This is a genomic window from Nostoc sp. NMS4, from assembly GCF_017115095.1.
Taxonomy (GTDB): domain Bacteria; phylum Cyanobacteriota; class Cyanobacteriia; order Cyanobacteriales; family Nostocaceae; genus Nostoc.
The window spans coordinates 1-14,844 of record NZ_JABXKI010000163.1 but is presented as its reverse complement, the minus strand read 5'-3'; the positions used below and the strand labels follow the sequence as shown (position 1 = coordinate 14,844).

Here is a 14,844-nt window from a genome sequence, read left to right as displayed (position 1 = left end):
GGTGGCGATCGCTAAAAAGTACCAGAACCGAAACTTAGAATTTCTTGATCTGATCCAGGAAGGTACACTCGGTTTATACCGTGGCGTTGAAAAGTTTGATCCAAACAAGGGCTACAAACTTTCAACTTATGCCTATTGGTGGGTTACTCAATCAATCACACGTGCGATTGCAGAACAATCACGAACTATTCGTTTGCCGATTCATATCAACGAAAAACTGAATAAAATCAAGAAAATACAACGGGAATTATCCCAGTCGTTGGGTCGAAAACCAACTGTAGTAGAAATTGCTGAAGAATTAAAGGTTAAACCAGAGCAGGTTCGAGAATATATTCAAGCAGACCGAAAGTTAGTTTCGCTAGAAATGCGTGTTGGAAATGAACAAGAAACAGAATTAAGCGAACTTTTAGCTGACGAAAAGATTTCCCCTTTGGAAGAATTAAATTATTCATTGATGCGCCAGAATATTAAAGAGTTACTAGCATCCTTAGCTCCAATACAACGAGAAGTAATAACTCTGCGTTTCGGGCTAGAAAATGACCATCAACTGAGCTTAACTCAAATTGGAGAACGGCTTAACTTAAGCCGAGAACGAATTCGCCAGCTTGAACATAAAGCGCTCTCTATTCTTCGCCGTCAAAAAAGTGATATTTTGGAGTATCTTAATTAATTAGATTGATTTTCCCCTCTACGATCATCGCGGACGTAAAGGTAATATTTCCCCAGGGCAATTATCCTTGTTTTAATCATGAAGATGATGCTCTGGCTATACTATTAGTCAAAAACAAGAAACTATATTTATAAATAGCAACTTAAAAAACTAATCAATGTCCAGCAAAACAATCGATGTCCGAGAGTACACCGTCAGAGCGCACAAGCGGGAAATTCATACTCGCGTTTTCAACTTCGTGTGTAAGCAGTGTGAACAACCCACACAACGAGAAACCTTTGGAGTTAGACCTCTATATTGCGAGAAATGCCGCCCTCCTCAACCTCCCAAGCAATCGAAAGTAGTCCCTATAGGCAAGAGGAAACCCAGAGCTATGAACTATAAAAGCGGGAAGGATATAGCTGGGTGATTTTTTGCCTCAAGGTTTTGAGCGATGCCCCTAAATTCATTAGACTATGGAAAGAACTTGGCACACAAAGGACAGGGTAATCTTTGGGTAAGGAACACTACAGGGTGGAACGCTGTCAATAAAGAACTTAGTCCGTCAGCACCTACAGGCAGCTTATGTACAGCACAAGCATGGTTAAGAACATCAGAGACGTTGACTGATGGTTATATGTCTGTACGCCAAACCAATAGCGATGGTAGTGTAGGTAACGTGATTAAAGAGCTTAAGTTGGGAGCTAGCCCTGTCAACTCAGATAACAAAAATTACAATTTCTATACTTTTGATTTTTATCGTCCCGTCTCTAATTCCATCTTATTTTACGTCGGACTATGGGGTAACAATAAGGATTCATGGATACAAATCGACGATGTAGCTATCTCCTGTAGGACACCTTATTAGAGGAGCGATTGACTGAGAAGATTGGAGATTGAAAATTGCAGATTACAGATTGAAGTTTTTGGTACGGGCGAATTCTGCACACCTTTATACAATAATGCTGGGTTGTCAGCAGTCGCATCTGGACTATTAGCAAGTACGAGAAATTCTTGGAAAATTTGCTCTCTATTCTTACCTGACTCTAGTTTGTCAGGAATAGAGTTACTGTTGATATTTGATGAATTCGACATAAGTGATATTTCTTGGTTGAATTTGGGTGAGTCAATACAAGAGGAAAGGGGCGATCGCCTTCAAGAGAGTTACTAACTTTGAGCCAGTTGTTCTATAAGTTGCAATATATGTTTCTCAATTTGCCCAAGGGCAACTATAGCCGAGGTTTTATCGATATCGTGAACTAGCCAGTATTCGATAGCATCTGCCCATTGGGGAAAGCGTTCATTCATCAGTGGACGGTGTTCTAATTCATCTAGGGCAATAACCCCAGTAGCTGACTGAAAATCTGGCTCACTTGCTGGCAGTGGAAACCGTTCATCATCGGTATCGCCTAGAGGGTTACTTTATTTTTTATTTGCGATGAATTTTTGGTTTTTATCTTGAATTTGTAAGAGTTCGGGGATGGTGACAAAGCGATAGCCCTGATTGCGAAAATTGGCAATAATTTCTGGTAAAGCCTGTACAGTCCTAGAACGATTACCACCACCATCATGCATCAATACAATTCCACCAGGTTTTGCCTCTCTGAATACATTGCCGATTAATTTGGGAACAGCAGGACGGGAATAGTCTACAGAGTCAGATGACCACAAAATAATAGCGTATTTACTATTTCTAGCGTAGTCAACTACGCCATTATGCATCACTCCTCCGGGTGGTCGAAATAAATTTGTTTTTAAGCCTGTAGTTTTAAAAATAATATCTTCGGTGCGATCAATTTCATAAGCAGCGGCTTGTAGACTCAAGAATTGATACCAATGATGCCAAGTGTGGTTGCCAATGACATGACCTTCAGCAATCTCCTGCTTGAGTAAGTTAGGAAAATTTTTGACATTCTCTCCAACCACAAAAAATGTCCCTTTGATCTGATTTTTTTTCAGGATATCTAATACTTGTGCTGTACTTTCAGGCCAAGGGCCATCATCAAAGGTGAGAGCAATGACTTTCTGTTCGGGAGAGAGTTTTGCTGATTCAATTATCGCACCTTGAAAACTTGATGGAATAGAGTCAGAAAAACCCTTTACTTTTGCTTCCCCCTGCCAACTTTTAAGCATCGCTGTCTTGAATTCCTCAACTCGCTGTTGAGTTCCGAGATTTGCTGCGACATTATTTAGATTTAGAGTTTGTTTTGATTCCAACTGAAAACGATTTATTTTGCTCAATATGATTAAACTCAGACTAAAAGCACCACATAAGATAAGCAGCCCAATTAATTTGCCTTGAGTCCAAAGAATTTGCTTATTATTGATCACGTAAAATTCCCTTAAATAGTCAAATAATCAGTCACCATGATGATTGGAAGTTAAACTTTTATCTGCTAAACTTCAGACAAAGTATAGCTATCTATTTATGTATTGCCAAGAGTGCGATTGCTTACCATCTAATTTATTAGGTTAAGATTTATTCTGTTGAGGACTCTAATAAAAACCCCTGTCTTAGTTAGTCTACTATTCGTGTCAGAGGATCTTGTTCATATTTAGAAGACCTATACTTTCTAGAAGAGGTTTGGCTGAGTTTCATACAATTATGTAAATAAAACACATTTTCGTCATCACTTTGTAACATTTTTGTCAATTAGGTATGTAATAGTCTTTTAATCATCATTACAGATTAGCTGTCAATGACTAATATCCCAAATAAACAATATAATAATAGTTCTATTTGAGTGACGAACAGAGTCTGTACAGATATTGACATTATAAACAAATCTAACTATGCTTTGAGCAGATTATAGGTGTTCTGTATCAATCTAAAAAGCTGTCGAATAAATAAATTTATCCGAAAAATAACTCTATGAACTTACGCTTTTTTTTACTAACTATTATGAGTACTATGTTAATTACATCGCCCAGTTTAGCGGCTAGCATCAAATCTCAAATATTTAATGATAATAAAAGTCATTTAGAGCCAGCAATGGATTGGAATTATTTATTGGCTAACTATCCAAGTAAAGTCATTATACAGAGAAATTTGATTCCTCAACTCAAGCAACCAGAGATTTTTCCGAATGTAAATAATCCTTCTTTGTTTGGTGGAATTAGCTCATAGAAAGCAAAAGTCCGGGCGGCAACTGCTTGTGCTTTCAAAGCTTCAGCAGGCCACTCAGTATCCATTTCGCCACCAACAACACTGTAGAGATACTCTTGGTCATCAACCCAGTTAACGGCGGTTAGTCCTTTCTCTGTTGGCACAACAAGAGTTCTGCCTCGATACCAGTGTTCGCCAATGTAAACGAATCCCTTACCTGTGGGTTCAATCCAAAATAAACCAGACTGCCATTTATCTAAAGCCACACCGCCTGGAACTGAAGAGGCATAAAATGAACTCATTGCTGGTAATTGTCCGAGAGTATGACCAGTACTATCTTTAACCAACGCAGTTGTAGAACTGCCAACTGTTACCTGATTAACACCCCTCTCGATTGCTATTCGCAGTATTACAGATGCTTGACTTGGGGTAGCTAAACTCATCCACAATAATGCACTTACCCACCAATGGCCTACTTTTATCTGTGTAAATAAAGTTTTTAATAACAATTGGCATTTCATGTAATACATTTAAAAAGAGTTTTCAATTTCTATCCAATGTTATCTCTAGTACCGTAGTTTGCGTATATTTAATGTACTCTTCTTGGGCAATCTCATATATTTTTTATCGAACAGAATTCAGGAGTCAGAAGTCAGGAGTCAGAATGGACTAAACCTTAGCTATCCGCTAACAGAATGAGTTCTGTACGAAAAAGCGGATAGCGCAGCGTAAAGCCAACTCTTAGAGAGGCTGCGCCCTAAGCGTAGCTATGCCGCAGGCTTTACGGCATGGCAACGCTTAGAGCGAGTCCGCGAACGTCTGAGTTCTGATTACTGAATTCAGAATAGCTGAATTCTTCTTCAATCGTCCCTCCAGATAAATCCGGTATCTCTAGCTCAAGAGTAGGGTTAATATGAAATTTGACACTTGGCTAAAAACAAACTATGCCCAAGACTTGGAACATCAAGATAGATAACTATATTCAAGCCAACCCAAACTGCATCATCGCCACCGCCCATGTAGACAGCTTCCCTATAGACCTGCCGCTAGAACCGAACATCCGCGAACCCAACCGTAAAAGCGCGACCTACAGACAAATCTTCGACTCACTAACGACCGAACCCGAAAAATTCTTCTCTCGCCACAGTGGAATCGTTCTGTCAGCTAATATTGCTAAACCTGTCAAAAACAAAACTGAACTAGAGCTGGAAGTCTTAGAAGCTAACGAGGGAGGTAGTGATGGCATTATCAACGGAGGGCACACAGTTTTAGCTTTTGAGCAAGCGAAAAATTATAACTACAATTTAAGTCAAGCCAGAGTAAAAGTTACCATCCACATCGGATTGAGTGAAGAATCAGCCAAAGATATAGCCCTAGCTTCAAATACTACAACACCAGTAGATTCTCGCTCCAAAGTCAACGCCAGGGGTGATTACAAATTCATCAAGCAGTATTTAGCTCAGTTAGAACAGAAAGAAGATAGGAAATTCCGCATCGCTTATTACCAGAATCAAAGCGGCGCTCCTAGAAACGCCCAGTGCAATGTTACCCATTTGCTCAAGCTGCTTTACTGCCTCGACAGAAATAAATACAACCCCGACGGCAATAAACGAACCAAACACCCAGCAGGGATGAGTCTTCCAAGTAACATTACAGACGCAGAAAGGGAAAGATTAACCGCCTTGCTGCCTCTCTTGACTCATGCTCTGTGGATAGAGCAAAGACTCTACGAAATAATCCAAGAACATATCAGCAACCCTAGAAGAAAAGGTAACAACGATTTAGCCTCAATTGATATACGTAAAACCACGTTGTTGCCTGACAGCAAGTATTCTTTTGGGTTTGGTGCGCCAACTGACCTGGCATTACCAATAATTGCGTCCTATCGGGTATTTTTGGACAAGGACTATAAATGGATTCTGCCATTTAACGAATTTGCCGAAGACTTTCTGCAACATCTGTGGAATAACTATTTCCGCAAATACTTGGTATCAGAGAAAACAGCAGGTAATACAGTCGGCACAAAAATCAGCCGCAATCAAGAGATTTGGGAAAGTTTGTATATCTCAGCGCAAAGTTATCTAAATCAGCACTTGATGAAAATGGTTAATTCCAGTAAGGAAGAAGAAGCTCAGGTGACACAAGGTATAAAAGCGCGTCTGCAAACAGGTAAGAAATGATGAAACCCTTAGTAGGCAATTGTTAAAGCTAAAATTTCTTTAAATCTTTCACTGTCGGTCCGTGTAAAACTTCCCCATTGCAACTGAAACGTGAACCATGACAGGGACAGTCCCAACTTTTCTCGGCACTGTTCCAAGCAACAACACAACCCAAGTGAGAACACACCGCAGAAACAGCGTGTATTTCTCCTGTTTCATCTCGGTAAGCGGCAACTTTATCACCATCGACAGTGACTAGCTTTCCTTCACCGATAGCCACATCTTGCAGAGATTTATTCAATCCCTTGAGGCGATCGCCTACCCAATGAGCGCCAACTTCCAAGTTTTGCTTTATACCTTGTGGAGTGAGAAAAGGAGTTGCGCGGGTTGAATCGTACAAATCAGCCGCAGGATTTTCAATGCCTAAAATCTGGTCTGAAAGTATCATTCCAGACAAGGTTCCTTGAGTCATGCCCCACAGACTAAACCCAGTTGCCACAAAGGTATGCTTGCTTAGAGGAGTTAATTTTCCTACATAAGGTATCTTGTCAAAAGATACAAAATCTTGAGTAGACCAACGATAGTCAATGGAATCGATATCAAAGTGAGAACGGGCATAATTTTCTAAATCTAGATATTTCTCTTCAGTATTCTCCACTGTTCCCACTTGATGACCGCCGCCACCAACAAGTAGCAATAAGCCATTCTTGTCAGGAGTAGTCCGAATAGAGTAGTATTTTTCTCCTGAACCGATGTACATTCCCACAGGTGCTTTCTGCTCTGCAATCCGCGCACCAATGATGTAAGAACGTTTGGGGTAAGTTTTAGCAAAGAATAATCCTTCATCGGTAATGGGAATATTGGTTGTAACTATGACATCCTGTGCCTGAATAATTCCCTTGTCAGTAGTAACTTGACAAAGAGTATCTTCATCGACCTTCAGTACTCTTGTATTTTCAAATACGTGACTTCCATTACCAGGAATCTGCTTGATCAGGTGTAAAAGGTATTTGCGAGAGTGAAATTGTGCTTGGTTGTCAAACTTAACAGCACCAACAATAGGAAAGGGCAAGGAAGTTTCACGAACAAATGTGGCGGGTAGTCCGATTTTTAGTGCTGCTTCTACCTCTTTTTCAATGTCCTTGAGATGATCTTCGGTTTCTGCGAAAGTATAGGCACTTTGGCGACTAAAATCACAGTCGATTTGTTGTTCAGTAACTGTTTTAGCAACGAATTTTAGTGCTGCTTGGTTTGATTGTGCATATATCTGTGCCTTTTTTTCACCATGATTTTTAATCAAATCGGCATAAATCAATTGGTGAAGTGAGGTAACTTTGGCTGTAGTATGACCGCTAACACCAGTAGATATTTGTTGCGATTCAATTACGGCAACGGTTTTACCTGCGCGTTTAAGTAATGTTGCAGCAGTGATTCCCGCAATACCTGCACCAACAATTGCAACATCCACAGATAAATTATTACTAAGTGATGGAAAATTAGTTGTGGGTGTTGAGTCAATCCAGTAAGAAATGTGCTTTCCTGATAAATTAGACATATTTTTCCCTTGATAATGTTCGAGAAATACAATACTTTGATAACAAAATTAGTCTTCAAAACAAGATTTAAAAAGTTAGTTTTACTTGCTACCTAACTTTTAAGGAATTAACCATAATTTTTTCAATGTACGATTTATACAAATATTTTTAATGTTCATTCTTAAAATAGATGTTTTAAGATAAAAAACAAAAGTATCTTACGGATAAGTTTTCTTGATATATTAGAAAATATATATCAACCTTAAGGCATAGAGCAGCTAGGGCATTGCCTTCCTTCATGAATGATTCCCGCATTTCTCACAAGCTTGAGGGAAGGGGCAGAGGAGCAGGGGAGAGAACAAAAATACCAAGTTCTTTCCCCTCTGCCCCTCTGCCCCTCTGCCCCTCTGCTCTATCAAACGCCTGAAGCTTGTGAGAAATGCGGGATAGGGTGGGAGGTGGTGCGTTGTCTACGACACGCTGCGCGAACGTCCTCCTGCCTCCTGAAAGTTAGAGTCTGTTTGAAAAGTATATTTGGCATACTGAATGCAGTGAAGTGAAGTATCTCAATTCCAACGAAAAATCGTGATTATTCGCTTCACTTCGCTTTGTTCAGAATGATGAATTATAACTATCTTGGACTTTTCAAACAGACTCTAATGTATATCTAAGGATTTACTTTATAGCTCCTTCTTCCTGTGGGTAAGGCTTAACTTGATGACACGAATTTGTCTCAACGTAATTTAATTAGTCACTGTACAATAGTTAACGCACTGAAGTACTGTTGAGCATTGAAATAAATGAATTCGCAAAATGAACTCCTAAAACAGCAGTTGATAGAAGCGATTTCTTGTCAAAATCTGCAAGAAATTCAAAAAATCTTAACCCTAGCACAATTAGAGGATGAGACAATAATCCTCAAAGAAGCTCTTGTGCAAGTAGAGTATGCAAATTTTGTTTGGTTCTTGCAAGAATACGTAGGTAAGGAAAGTTATCAACAAGCGGTAAAGGATGTATCGACAAGCATGACTCAAAAACTAGTTCAAGGAGGTTTCAAGCCAGGGGTTGATTTCAACTTACACCCAGATGGTAGGATGTTGGCATCAAATGAGGCAAATGAATATTTAGAAAATTATCATTCTAAACAACTAGAAAATAGCCAAATTTCTGTTGTAGCTTATGCACTACCAGAGCCAATGCAGATGTTAGAAAAAGCTTTAGGTGTGCGATTTTTTGAGAATATTGAGAGAGTGGCAGCTAAACGTTTAGCCACAATGGATGATGCGACAGCCAGTATCTATGGTCTATGGCTGATGCAAGGGATCGGTGGTCGTCATCCATTGCTGGAAAAAGATTTTTGTGGGTGGTTCATGATTGAGATTTGTGGTGAGCGATTGTCAGCCTTAGCATCAGCCGAGATTCAAGGCTTGGAGTTTAATGGCTTAGTGGTATTTGAAGATTTGTTGATGGCACTGGGCAAAACAAATGTATCGATAGTGAAAGAGAGCGACCTAACTCTTGAAAATTTGCGGTTACTAGATAAAGTTTGGACGGGAGAAAATATGCGAGTGTTTGAATTAATTTCCATCTTGGAAAAAGATGGCGAACGAGATTTTTAATCAAAATGCGCTCGCTACAGCAATTGTGCGGATTCATGAAGTTAGCTGATTAATAAGTCCCGCATAAACACGGATTCATTCCTGCTGCCTTTCAGTAAAACTGCATTATACAAGTTTTGAAGGTGCATTTATGACTGATACTACAATGTTAGATAACCGTATAAATAAGCAAATAAAATTTGAACCATTAGAAGCGACAGTAGCAGCAACAGAAGAAGAGTCAGTAATATTAGCCGAAAAGCTCACACAGGTGGCAATTCCTTTACCCGTATTGTTACAAGCACTGAATATAGCAAAACACGATAAGGCAGCAGCTTTCCGCTATGCTGACAACTACTTAAACACAATTAGAAATAAAGAGTGGATGTTTAGAAAATCATTATCTGCTGCCAAAAAAAGAACTTTTGAGAAAAAACTTGGAAATAGTTAGCGTAATTGCTGAACAAAGTATTGTAGGTATTATATACAGGTAGGCAGAATATTTAACGGAACTTAAGCAAATTATTTTAAGCCAAAGCATCAATAAGTTTTTATTCAAAAAATTTAAAATTAATAGAAAAAGTTCAATGACACAATTTAATGAGAATCAAGAAAGCCAAAAAAACTTTATTTATACCCGGTATCGCTATTGCGGAAGAGTAAAGCCAGAAAATCTAGCATTTAATGCTAATTTACAAGAATTTTCGCAGAAAGTTGCCTATATTGTTAATCTGGAAACAAATGGAAAGTTACCTCCTGGGAAAGCTTTCAATCAGATTGAAGAACTTTGGGAAGAATTAAAATGTACTAAAGATGGGCTAATGATTGACGATAAGTACTAAATGTTTATCAAATCATAGAATTAACTAAGAATTCAGGATTCAGTTTTCTCCTGCGCCGACGTTACTGCCGATTCGTTGGATAAATTGTGGCGTAAAATAGTTATTGACGATATTTCAGCGTACTTAATTTGGAAAGAAGTGGAGATATAATCCAGGATTTGAAAGTTTATTTTAACTGGAACTTGCGTGTCTCTAAAGCTCAAGATTCTCTTGTGCCGAATGCCAAAATCTAGCGATACTGACCTGCTTTTTCTCCTCTTCAACCCTGTAGACAACACGATATGGTTTAAGAATAAGCTGACGAATATTAGGGTCGTCAAACTCAGGTACTTTCTGACCAATGAATGGAAATTGACTTAACTCCCTACTTTTTTCAAGGAGTTGCTGACCCAATTTCCTTGCAGCTTCAGGATTGCTTAAGGCAATATACTTGACAATTGCTTCCAAATCCCCCACAGCTTTGGGAGAAAGAACTACTTGGTAGTCCATGCTTCAATCATCTGCTCAACAGATTCAATTGACACTCCAAGTCCTTGGTCAATCTCTTCTAAACCCTCTTTTACAGCCGCGATAAACTCAATTTCTCTAACAATCTCACGCAGAGACACATTTGGCGGCAAGCGCTTCACAAGTTCAAGGACTGTTTCTCTATCGCTCATAGCAGTTTTTGCTTCTATGCAGATGACTACTGTAATCTTAACTCATGGGTTCACCTTGTAGCTTTTCTTTTAGTTAAATAAAAAAGCTTTAAATGTTTCCCAACCTGTTTATGGATTAAAATTTGTGGAGATATTTTCGTTTAAAAATAAAAAATCTGTGGATGTGTCCATGATATTTTTTATTGATTGATCTTCATCAGATTCAGGAGTCAGGATTTAAAATTTAGTTAGATATTCTTCCTTTCTAACAGAAAAGCGATAAGCTTGACGGTATGGCGGGAGCTTACCGCTTGTAATATAGATTCTCAATTAAGCTGTTCCACACTCAAATCAATTACCTTAAGAACATCTGGCAACCAGCGAACGTGTTCCACAATCTTGTCGTGAGTCCGGGCTTTATCCCGTGTCACCGTTCCCCACAGTTTACCTTTTTCAGTTAGATGCCAGATATTTTTGTGACTTTGTTTACCATTCGTATCGGTCTTGACTTGAATCTCTTTGGTTTCTTGCCAGCAGACTCCAAAACACGATTAACTATTTGGGGTTTGATGGGCTTGAGTAGTCCGTTGCGTTCGGCATATAATTCGCCAATTGCGGTTGGAGACAAATGCCTGTCGTGAGTCGCTTCAATTTCCTGAATAGCTCCGACCAACTCTTGTGCCATCGGAGCTATTTCGGGACACAAAGCTTGTACACCTCGAAGAATGGTGATGGTTTGAAGTTCTGCACTGAGGCGAGTGCCACACAGAATCTTTTGCCCAAAGTTAACGAGTTCATCAAGGGTGGGTTTAAGTTGTGGTTGCTCTGTCGGTTGATGGACTTCATACTTCCCGGTACGACGTATAGAGGGAAGAACATCTTCCTTCGTATAACCACTGCCTTGTTTGGCACGGCAATCGGACTGTCAGAGCGTCCAATCAAATAATACAGCCCCGGTTCATAAAGGGTTGCCATTTTCTGCTTTCCGCCAGGGGTCATAATTGGTTTATGATCCTTCCATGCAGCAGGAACTTTGCCCAGATAGTTGGAGTAATTACGCGGGTCTGCTTGGGGATACAAAATAGCGACAATATCAGCAGCTACCCACTCAAGTTTTTCTGGTGTGCCGATGAATCGGACTTGTTGAGACTCAAACACGAAAACTGATAAATCCGACATAAATTCAATTCTCCTTAACTGTTACCCAGTTAGTTAAAATAGCCATACAGCAAGCGGTTAAGGTTACTCTTCTTAAGGTTTTACTTTCATGTTTAGCGATGTAACCGCCCTCTAATTCGTTCTGCTCAAAAGAAACTCCAATTACGTCAAAAATGTTATTAGCAACATCAAGAGAAATTGATTTCGACCAAGACATATTTACTCCAATGAATCCAAGAGTTCAGCTAAACAATTAAAAGCAATCTTCAACTACTTCAACCTACTCCCTTCTTTGAACCAACAATTTCCCAGACACCCCAGCCGTAAAACCCAACCCAATTGCCGCCACAGTCACACTGGGTTTGATAAACAACGTCGCAATACCGATAACTGCACCCCAAAGACAGCCATAGCAGCAAAGGATAATCAACTGATTTTTGGGTTTAGCCCTTTCGTCTTTAATAGATTGGTGAACGATGGCATAGTTTTCCATCTGATTAATAATTTCTAGTAAAGAAGCGCCGTACCGTTTTTCTAGACGCTCGATAGCCAATCTGTCTTGCTTAACTGGACTTATTGAAAGTTCTTGTAATGCTGTGGTTAATTTATCGCTCATAACACAAAAAAAGTTAGAAAAATATCCGTTAATAAAATTGAATCGGTTCAATAATGAGTGACATTTAAAACAGAGGTAATAAAATCTCCAGTCAAATGTCAATTTTAAATTTGTAAATTAATCCTTGATGGTCAGTTTGACGGATAAGTGTGAGAATTGCTGTTTTTAATTCATCAGCACGTTCATTTTCTCCCAATTCTTTAACGATAAAATCTTCAAGTGTTAGATGTCGTGTACGCTCCAATTTATCAATCATCTGTTGAGAAGGACTTCTTTGTATGGCAGTAAATATTCTCAACTGTTGCCGTTGTTGAGTTGATAATGAATCTCCTGTTGGTTTATCGTTGTCCCGATCAAGAGCAGAGTAATTAGGCAATTCTGGCATTGCACCCCATGTGGAATTACCGCCAAAGAACACAGCGCGGTTACAAGGCGAGGCTTTAATCAAAGTGTTTATTTGCACTAAATCAATCATTTCGAGAATCGGTGACTTTTTCCACTGTTTTAAAACGTTAGTATTCTTATCTGAAATGATGGCAACTGCCGTAATTTGGCTAGTAGCAGACAAATTTAACCCCAATGGCCCAACATAAGGAGATTGAGCAAGTAGCCAAACATTCTCCTTGCTAGAACCGCCAAGTGAAGAAATATGTAAAATCAATGTTCCAATGCGTTCGTTTCGGCATTTTTTAGCTGCATCTCCAAGGGTGGAACCTTCGTCAATAACTAATAACGATTCTTCTTGATTATTAGCCCATTCGATGTAACCGATTGATTCGTCAGTTCCATCAAGTACCTCATCCATCCATTTACAAATGTTTTCTGGGGGTTCATTTTTGCATTTTTTACGCCGAACAATGTCAACCACGCCCTCTGTGTAACCATATTCAGATGGTTCATTTTTGGGGTCAATATAAAAGATTTTGCGGTTTGGCTTTTCGGCTTTGATTCGACGTAGGGCATTAGCAACCAGCATTCCTTTACCGCTTCCACCAATCCCAAAAATGATGCAGTTACGGATAGGTGAAGCAATTTCTCGAACTATATCTATAATGTGTGTGGGATTGTGAACTGAAGATGATGTATTTGTATTTATTGGTAATGAATACTGTAATTGATTAGGCGTGGAGATGTAAGGAATAAGTGGTTGAGGAGATTCATTGAGCCGTACTGTTTCTTCAATATAATCAATTGCGGCATTAGAAAATTCATACTCTTGACTACTAGCAAACTGTAACTCTTTGTTCACAGACTCTTGACCAACCTGTTGAACATAGCCTCGAAAATCATCGCCATCGAGAATATGAGCAATACAGCCATATTCTCTAATAGCTGCTTGATTGCGTTGAATACATTGAGCTTTTTTAAAACTGCTATATATTGTCCATCCAGCAATGAGCGCTCCAGTCAGGGGCGAGGTGGCCGAAGCTGTAACTGCTGCCACAATCAACCCAAGAGCAATATTCCATTGAATGTTGTTTTCGGTAGTGGACTTAAAAGCGATCGCGCTCCATTGCTCCGGGGTTCTTTGGGTCTTATTAATATCAAAACGTGTCATATTCATATTTTTTTATAAAAATCTAGTATTTAAGCGAGAAAGGGAGAAATCCGGGTGAAGACTACGCTCCCGGACTTAACTTATTGCTCGCTAGGGAATAATGGCGTAAGACAATTTACCTACCCAAATGATTAACGAAACTATTACCTCAATTGCAAACAACGTAATCAGCGCCAGTGCCAAATTACCGTAGTCTAATTTCCCCCACTGCCCTGTCGCCAAAATAAATATTAAGTCTGAGATTCTACCACTAGCCACAGGTGAATAAACAGTAAGGCAAATCAGGAAATCAACGGTGTAAGTAAAGATTTTCAATACCTCTAAGTTGCTGACAACAGAGATTGGAAGATGATTGTATGTGCGTTTGAGCATTTTGAGAGTGGGATCATCAGTATCTTTTTCGTGATAGCGGGAACGCCCATCAGCCTCGGTAACAATCTTCTCTATAAACTTTTCATTGTTATAGAGAATCAGGGGCAGTATTTCAATAATTTGAATTACGCTCCAAAGTATTGCTCCGAGTATCCAAGAAAGACTCTTTGAAAATATTGCTGCAATTCCGTTGAGCAGAGGGATTGAAGCGACCAGAGAAATAAATGCGCTACTGGTGGCTTTAGCTCCTAAAAAAGATACTGCTCTTTCATAAGGCTGAATGTTCAAATAGGCGAACCAGATGCCAGCTACCACTAACCCCCAATATAAAAGCCGTAGCCAGGAGTTAGTTTTTGCTTGTCCATTCTGATTTTTGGGCATCGTGAAATTCATTTTGCTCCTTCATCTATCGGCTGGCTGTATGTACCACCGCGAAAGCGTTTAAGCCTAGTGGCAACTAAATCTCTGTTACCTGTAAAAGCGATCGCCTCCACTTCTCCCCTCAAGGCAATCACACCAGTATTACCCTAGCGTGGCAAAACTTACTAGAGAAGAGCAGAAATCCTGTAATCTTGACCTTGTAGCGAAATAATGGTGCAAAAACTTGGCAAGA

General features: G+C 39.4%; 19 protein-coding genes and 2 pseudogenes. 7 read left to right on the top strand and 14 right to left on the bottom strand.

The window, feature by feature from the left end; genetic code table 11:
- From HWQ37_RS13820 to HWQ37_RS13810, 3 genes are all read left to right on the top strand, one after another.
- Nucleotides 1–670 (top strand): sigma-70 family RNA polymerase sigma factor (locus HWQ37_RS13820; protein ID WP_292748145.1); only part of this gene is annotated, 670 nt, incomplete at its 5' end.
- Between the two features lie 157 nt (nucleotides 671–827).
- Nucleotides 828–1,079: a hypothetical protein gene (locus tag HWQ37_RS13815; RefSeq protein ID WP_292748143.1), complete on the top strand. Its 252-nt coding sequence runs from the start codon at nucleotides 828–830 to the stop codon at nucleotides 1,077–1,079.
- 24 nt (nucleotides 1,080–1,103) lie between these two features.
- Nucleotides 1,104–1,517, top strand: a complete 414-nt coding sequence (locus HWQ37_RS13810) for a hypothetical protein (protein WP_292748141.1) — start codon at nucleotides 1,104–1,106, stop codon at nucleotides 1,515–1,517.
- Here HWQ37_RS13810 and HWQ37_RS13805 read toward each other — a convergent pair.
- From HWQ37_RS13805 to HWQ37_RS13790, 4 genes and pseudogenes are all read right to left on the bottom strand, one after another.
- On the bottom strand, nucleotides 1,514–1,744 hold the full coding sequence (locus HWQ37_RS13805; protein ID WP_292748139.1) for a hypothetical protein: 231 nt from the start codon (nucleotides 1,742–1,744) through the stop codon (nucleotides 1,514–1,516). The genes HWQ37_RS13810 and HWQ37_RS13805 overlap by 4 nt on opposite strands.
- 72 nt (nucleotides 1,745–1,816) lie before the next feature.
- Nucleotides 1,817–2,053: pseudogene (locus HWQ37_RS13800) on the bottom strand (low molecular weight phosphatase family protein); the annotation flags it as partial.
- Between the two features lie 18 nt (nucleotides 2,054–2,071).
- Complete coding sequence (locus HWQ37_RS13795; protein WP_292748137.1) at nucleotides 2,072–2,980, bottom strand: polysaccharide deacetylase family protein; 909 nt, start codon at nucleotides 2,978–2,980, stop codon at nucleotides 2,072–2,074.
- A gap of 789 nt (nucleotides 2,981–3,769) precedes the next feature.
- Nucleotides 3,770–4,276, bottom strand: a pseudogene (locus HWQ37_RS13790) (SpoIID/LytB domain-containing protein); the annotation flags it as partial.
- Nucleotides 4,277–4,699: 423 nt separating this feature from the next.
- On the opposite strand from HWQ37_RS13790, the gene HWQ37_RS13785 reads away from it, so the two are divergent.
- Nucleotides 4,700–5,935, top strand: a complete 1,236-nt coding sequence (locus HWQ37_RS13785; RefSeq protein ID WP_292748135.1) for an AIPR family protein — start codon at nucleotides 4,700–4,702, stop codon at nucleotides 5,933–5,935.
- 28 nt (nucleotides 5,936–5,963) lie between these two features.
- On the opposite strand, the gene HWQ37_RS13780 is transcribed toward HWQ37_RS13785, so the two are convergent.
- Complete coding sequence (locus tag HWQ37_RS13780) at nucleotides 5,964–7,469, bottom strand: FAD-dependent oxidoreductase (RefSeq protein WP_292748133.1); 1,506 nt, start codon at nucleotides 7,467–7,469, stop codon at nucleotides 5,964–5,966.
- A 780-nt stretch (nucleotides 7,470–8,249) separates the two neighbouring features.
- Between HWQ37_RS13780 and HWQ37_RS13775 the strand changes: the two genes are divergently transcribed.
- The 3 genes from HWQ37_RS13775 to HWQ37_RS13765 all read left to right on the top strand — a co-directional run bounded on the left by HWQ37_RS13775 (nucleotide 8,250) and on the right by HWQ37_RS13765 (nucleotide 9,889).
- Entirely contained in the window at nucleotides 8,250–9,068 is an 819-nt protein-coding gene (locus HWQ37_RS13775; RefSeq protein ID WP_292748131.1) for a hypothetical protein, read from the top strand.
- A gap of 130 nt (nucleotides 9,069–9,198) precedes the next feature.
- On the top strand, nucleotides 9,199–9,498 hold the full coding sequence (locus HWQ37_RS13770) for a hypothetical protein (RefSeq protein WP_292748129.1): 300 nt from the start codon (nucleotides 9,199–9,201) through the stop codon (nucleotides 9,496–9,498).
- A 136-nt stretch (nucleotides 9,499–9,634) separates the two neighbouring features.
- Nucleotides 9,635–9,889 (top strand): DUF7219 family protein, encoded by a 255-nt coding sequence (locus HWQ37_RS13765; protein WP_292748127.1) that lies wholly within the window; start codon nucleotides 9,635–9,637, stop codon nucleotides 9,887–9,889.
- Between the two features lie 192 nt (nucleotides 9,890–10,081).
- Here the strand turns inward: HWQ37_RS13765 and HWQ37_RS13760 are convergent, their stop codons facing one another.
- The 9 genes from HWQ37_RS13760 to HWQ37_RS13720 all read right to left on the bottom strand — a co-directional run bounded on the left by HWQ37_RS13760 (nucleotide 10,082) and on the right by HWQ37_RS13720 (nucleotide 14,746).
- Nucleotides 10,082–10,378 (bottom strand): type II toxin-antitoxin system RelE/ParE family toxin, encoded by a 297-nt coding sequence (locus HWQ37_RS13760; RefSeq protein WP_190937550.1) that lies wholly within the window; start codon nucleotides 10,376–10,378, stop codon nucleotides 10,082–10,084.
- On the bottom strand, nucleotides 10,363–10,548 hold the full coding sequence (locus tag HWQ37_RS13755; protein WP_104902026.1) for a hypothetical protein: 186 nt from the start codon (nucleotides 10,546–10,548) through the stop codon (nucleotides 10,363–10,365). Before HWQ37_RS13755 ends, HWQ37_RS13760 begins: the two co-directional genes overlap by 16 nt.
- A 436-nt stretch (nucleotides 10,549–10,984) precedes the next feature.
- Entirely contained in the window at nucleotides 10,985–11,212 is a 228-nt protein-coding gene (locus HWQ37_RS13750) for a hypothetical protein (protein ID WP_292748123.1), read from the bottom strand.
- Nucleotides 11,213–11,217: 5 nt separating this feature from the next.
- Nucleotides 11,218–11,706, bottom strand: a complete 489-nt coding sequence (locus tag HWQ37_RS13745; protein WP_292748121.1) for a BRO-N domain-containing protein — start codon at nucleotides 11,704–11,706, stop codon at nucleotides 11,218–11,220.
- A gap of 4 nt (nucleotides 11,707–11,710) precedes the next feature.
- A complete protein-coding gene (locus tag HWQ37_RS13740; RefSeq protein ID WP_292748119.1) occupies nucleotides 11,711–11,902 on the bottom strand; it encodes a hypothetical protein in 192 nt (63 codons plus the stop codon).
- Between the two features lie 63 nt (nucleotides 11,903–11,965).
- Nucleotides 11,966–12,301, bottom strand: a complete 336-nt coding sequence (locus tag HWQ37_RS13735) for a hypothetical protein (RefSeq protein WP_292748117.1) — start codon at nucleotides 12,299–12,301, stop codon at nucleotides 11,966–11,968.
- A 91-nt stretch (nucleotides 12,302–12,392) separates the two neighbouring features.
- Nucleotides 12,393–13,865: a hypothetical protein gene (locus tag HWQ37_RS13730; protein ID WP_292748115.1), complete on the bottom strand. Its 1,473-nt coding sequence runs from the start codon at nucleotides 13,863–13,865 to the stop codon at nucleotides 12,393–12,395.
- A gap of 84 nt (nucleotides 13,866–13,949) precedes the next feature.
- A complete protein-coding gene (locus HWQ37_RS13725; RefSeq protein WP_292748113.1) occupies nucleotides 13,950–14,612 on the bottom strand; it encodes a hypothetical protein in 663 nt (220 codons plus the stop codon).
- A gap of 8 nt (nucleotides 14,613–14,620) precedes the next feature.
- Nucleotides 14,621–14,746 (bottom strand): hypothetical protein, encoded by a 126-nt coding sequence (locus HWQ37_RS13720; RefSeq protein ID WP_292748111.1) that lies wholly within the window; start codon nucleotides 14,744–14,746, stop codon nucleotides 14,621–14,623.
- Between the last annotated feature and the right edge of the window lie 98 nt (nucleotides 14,747–14,844).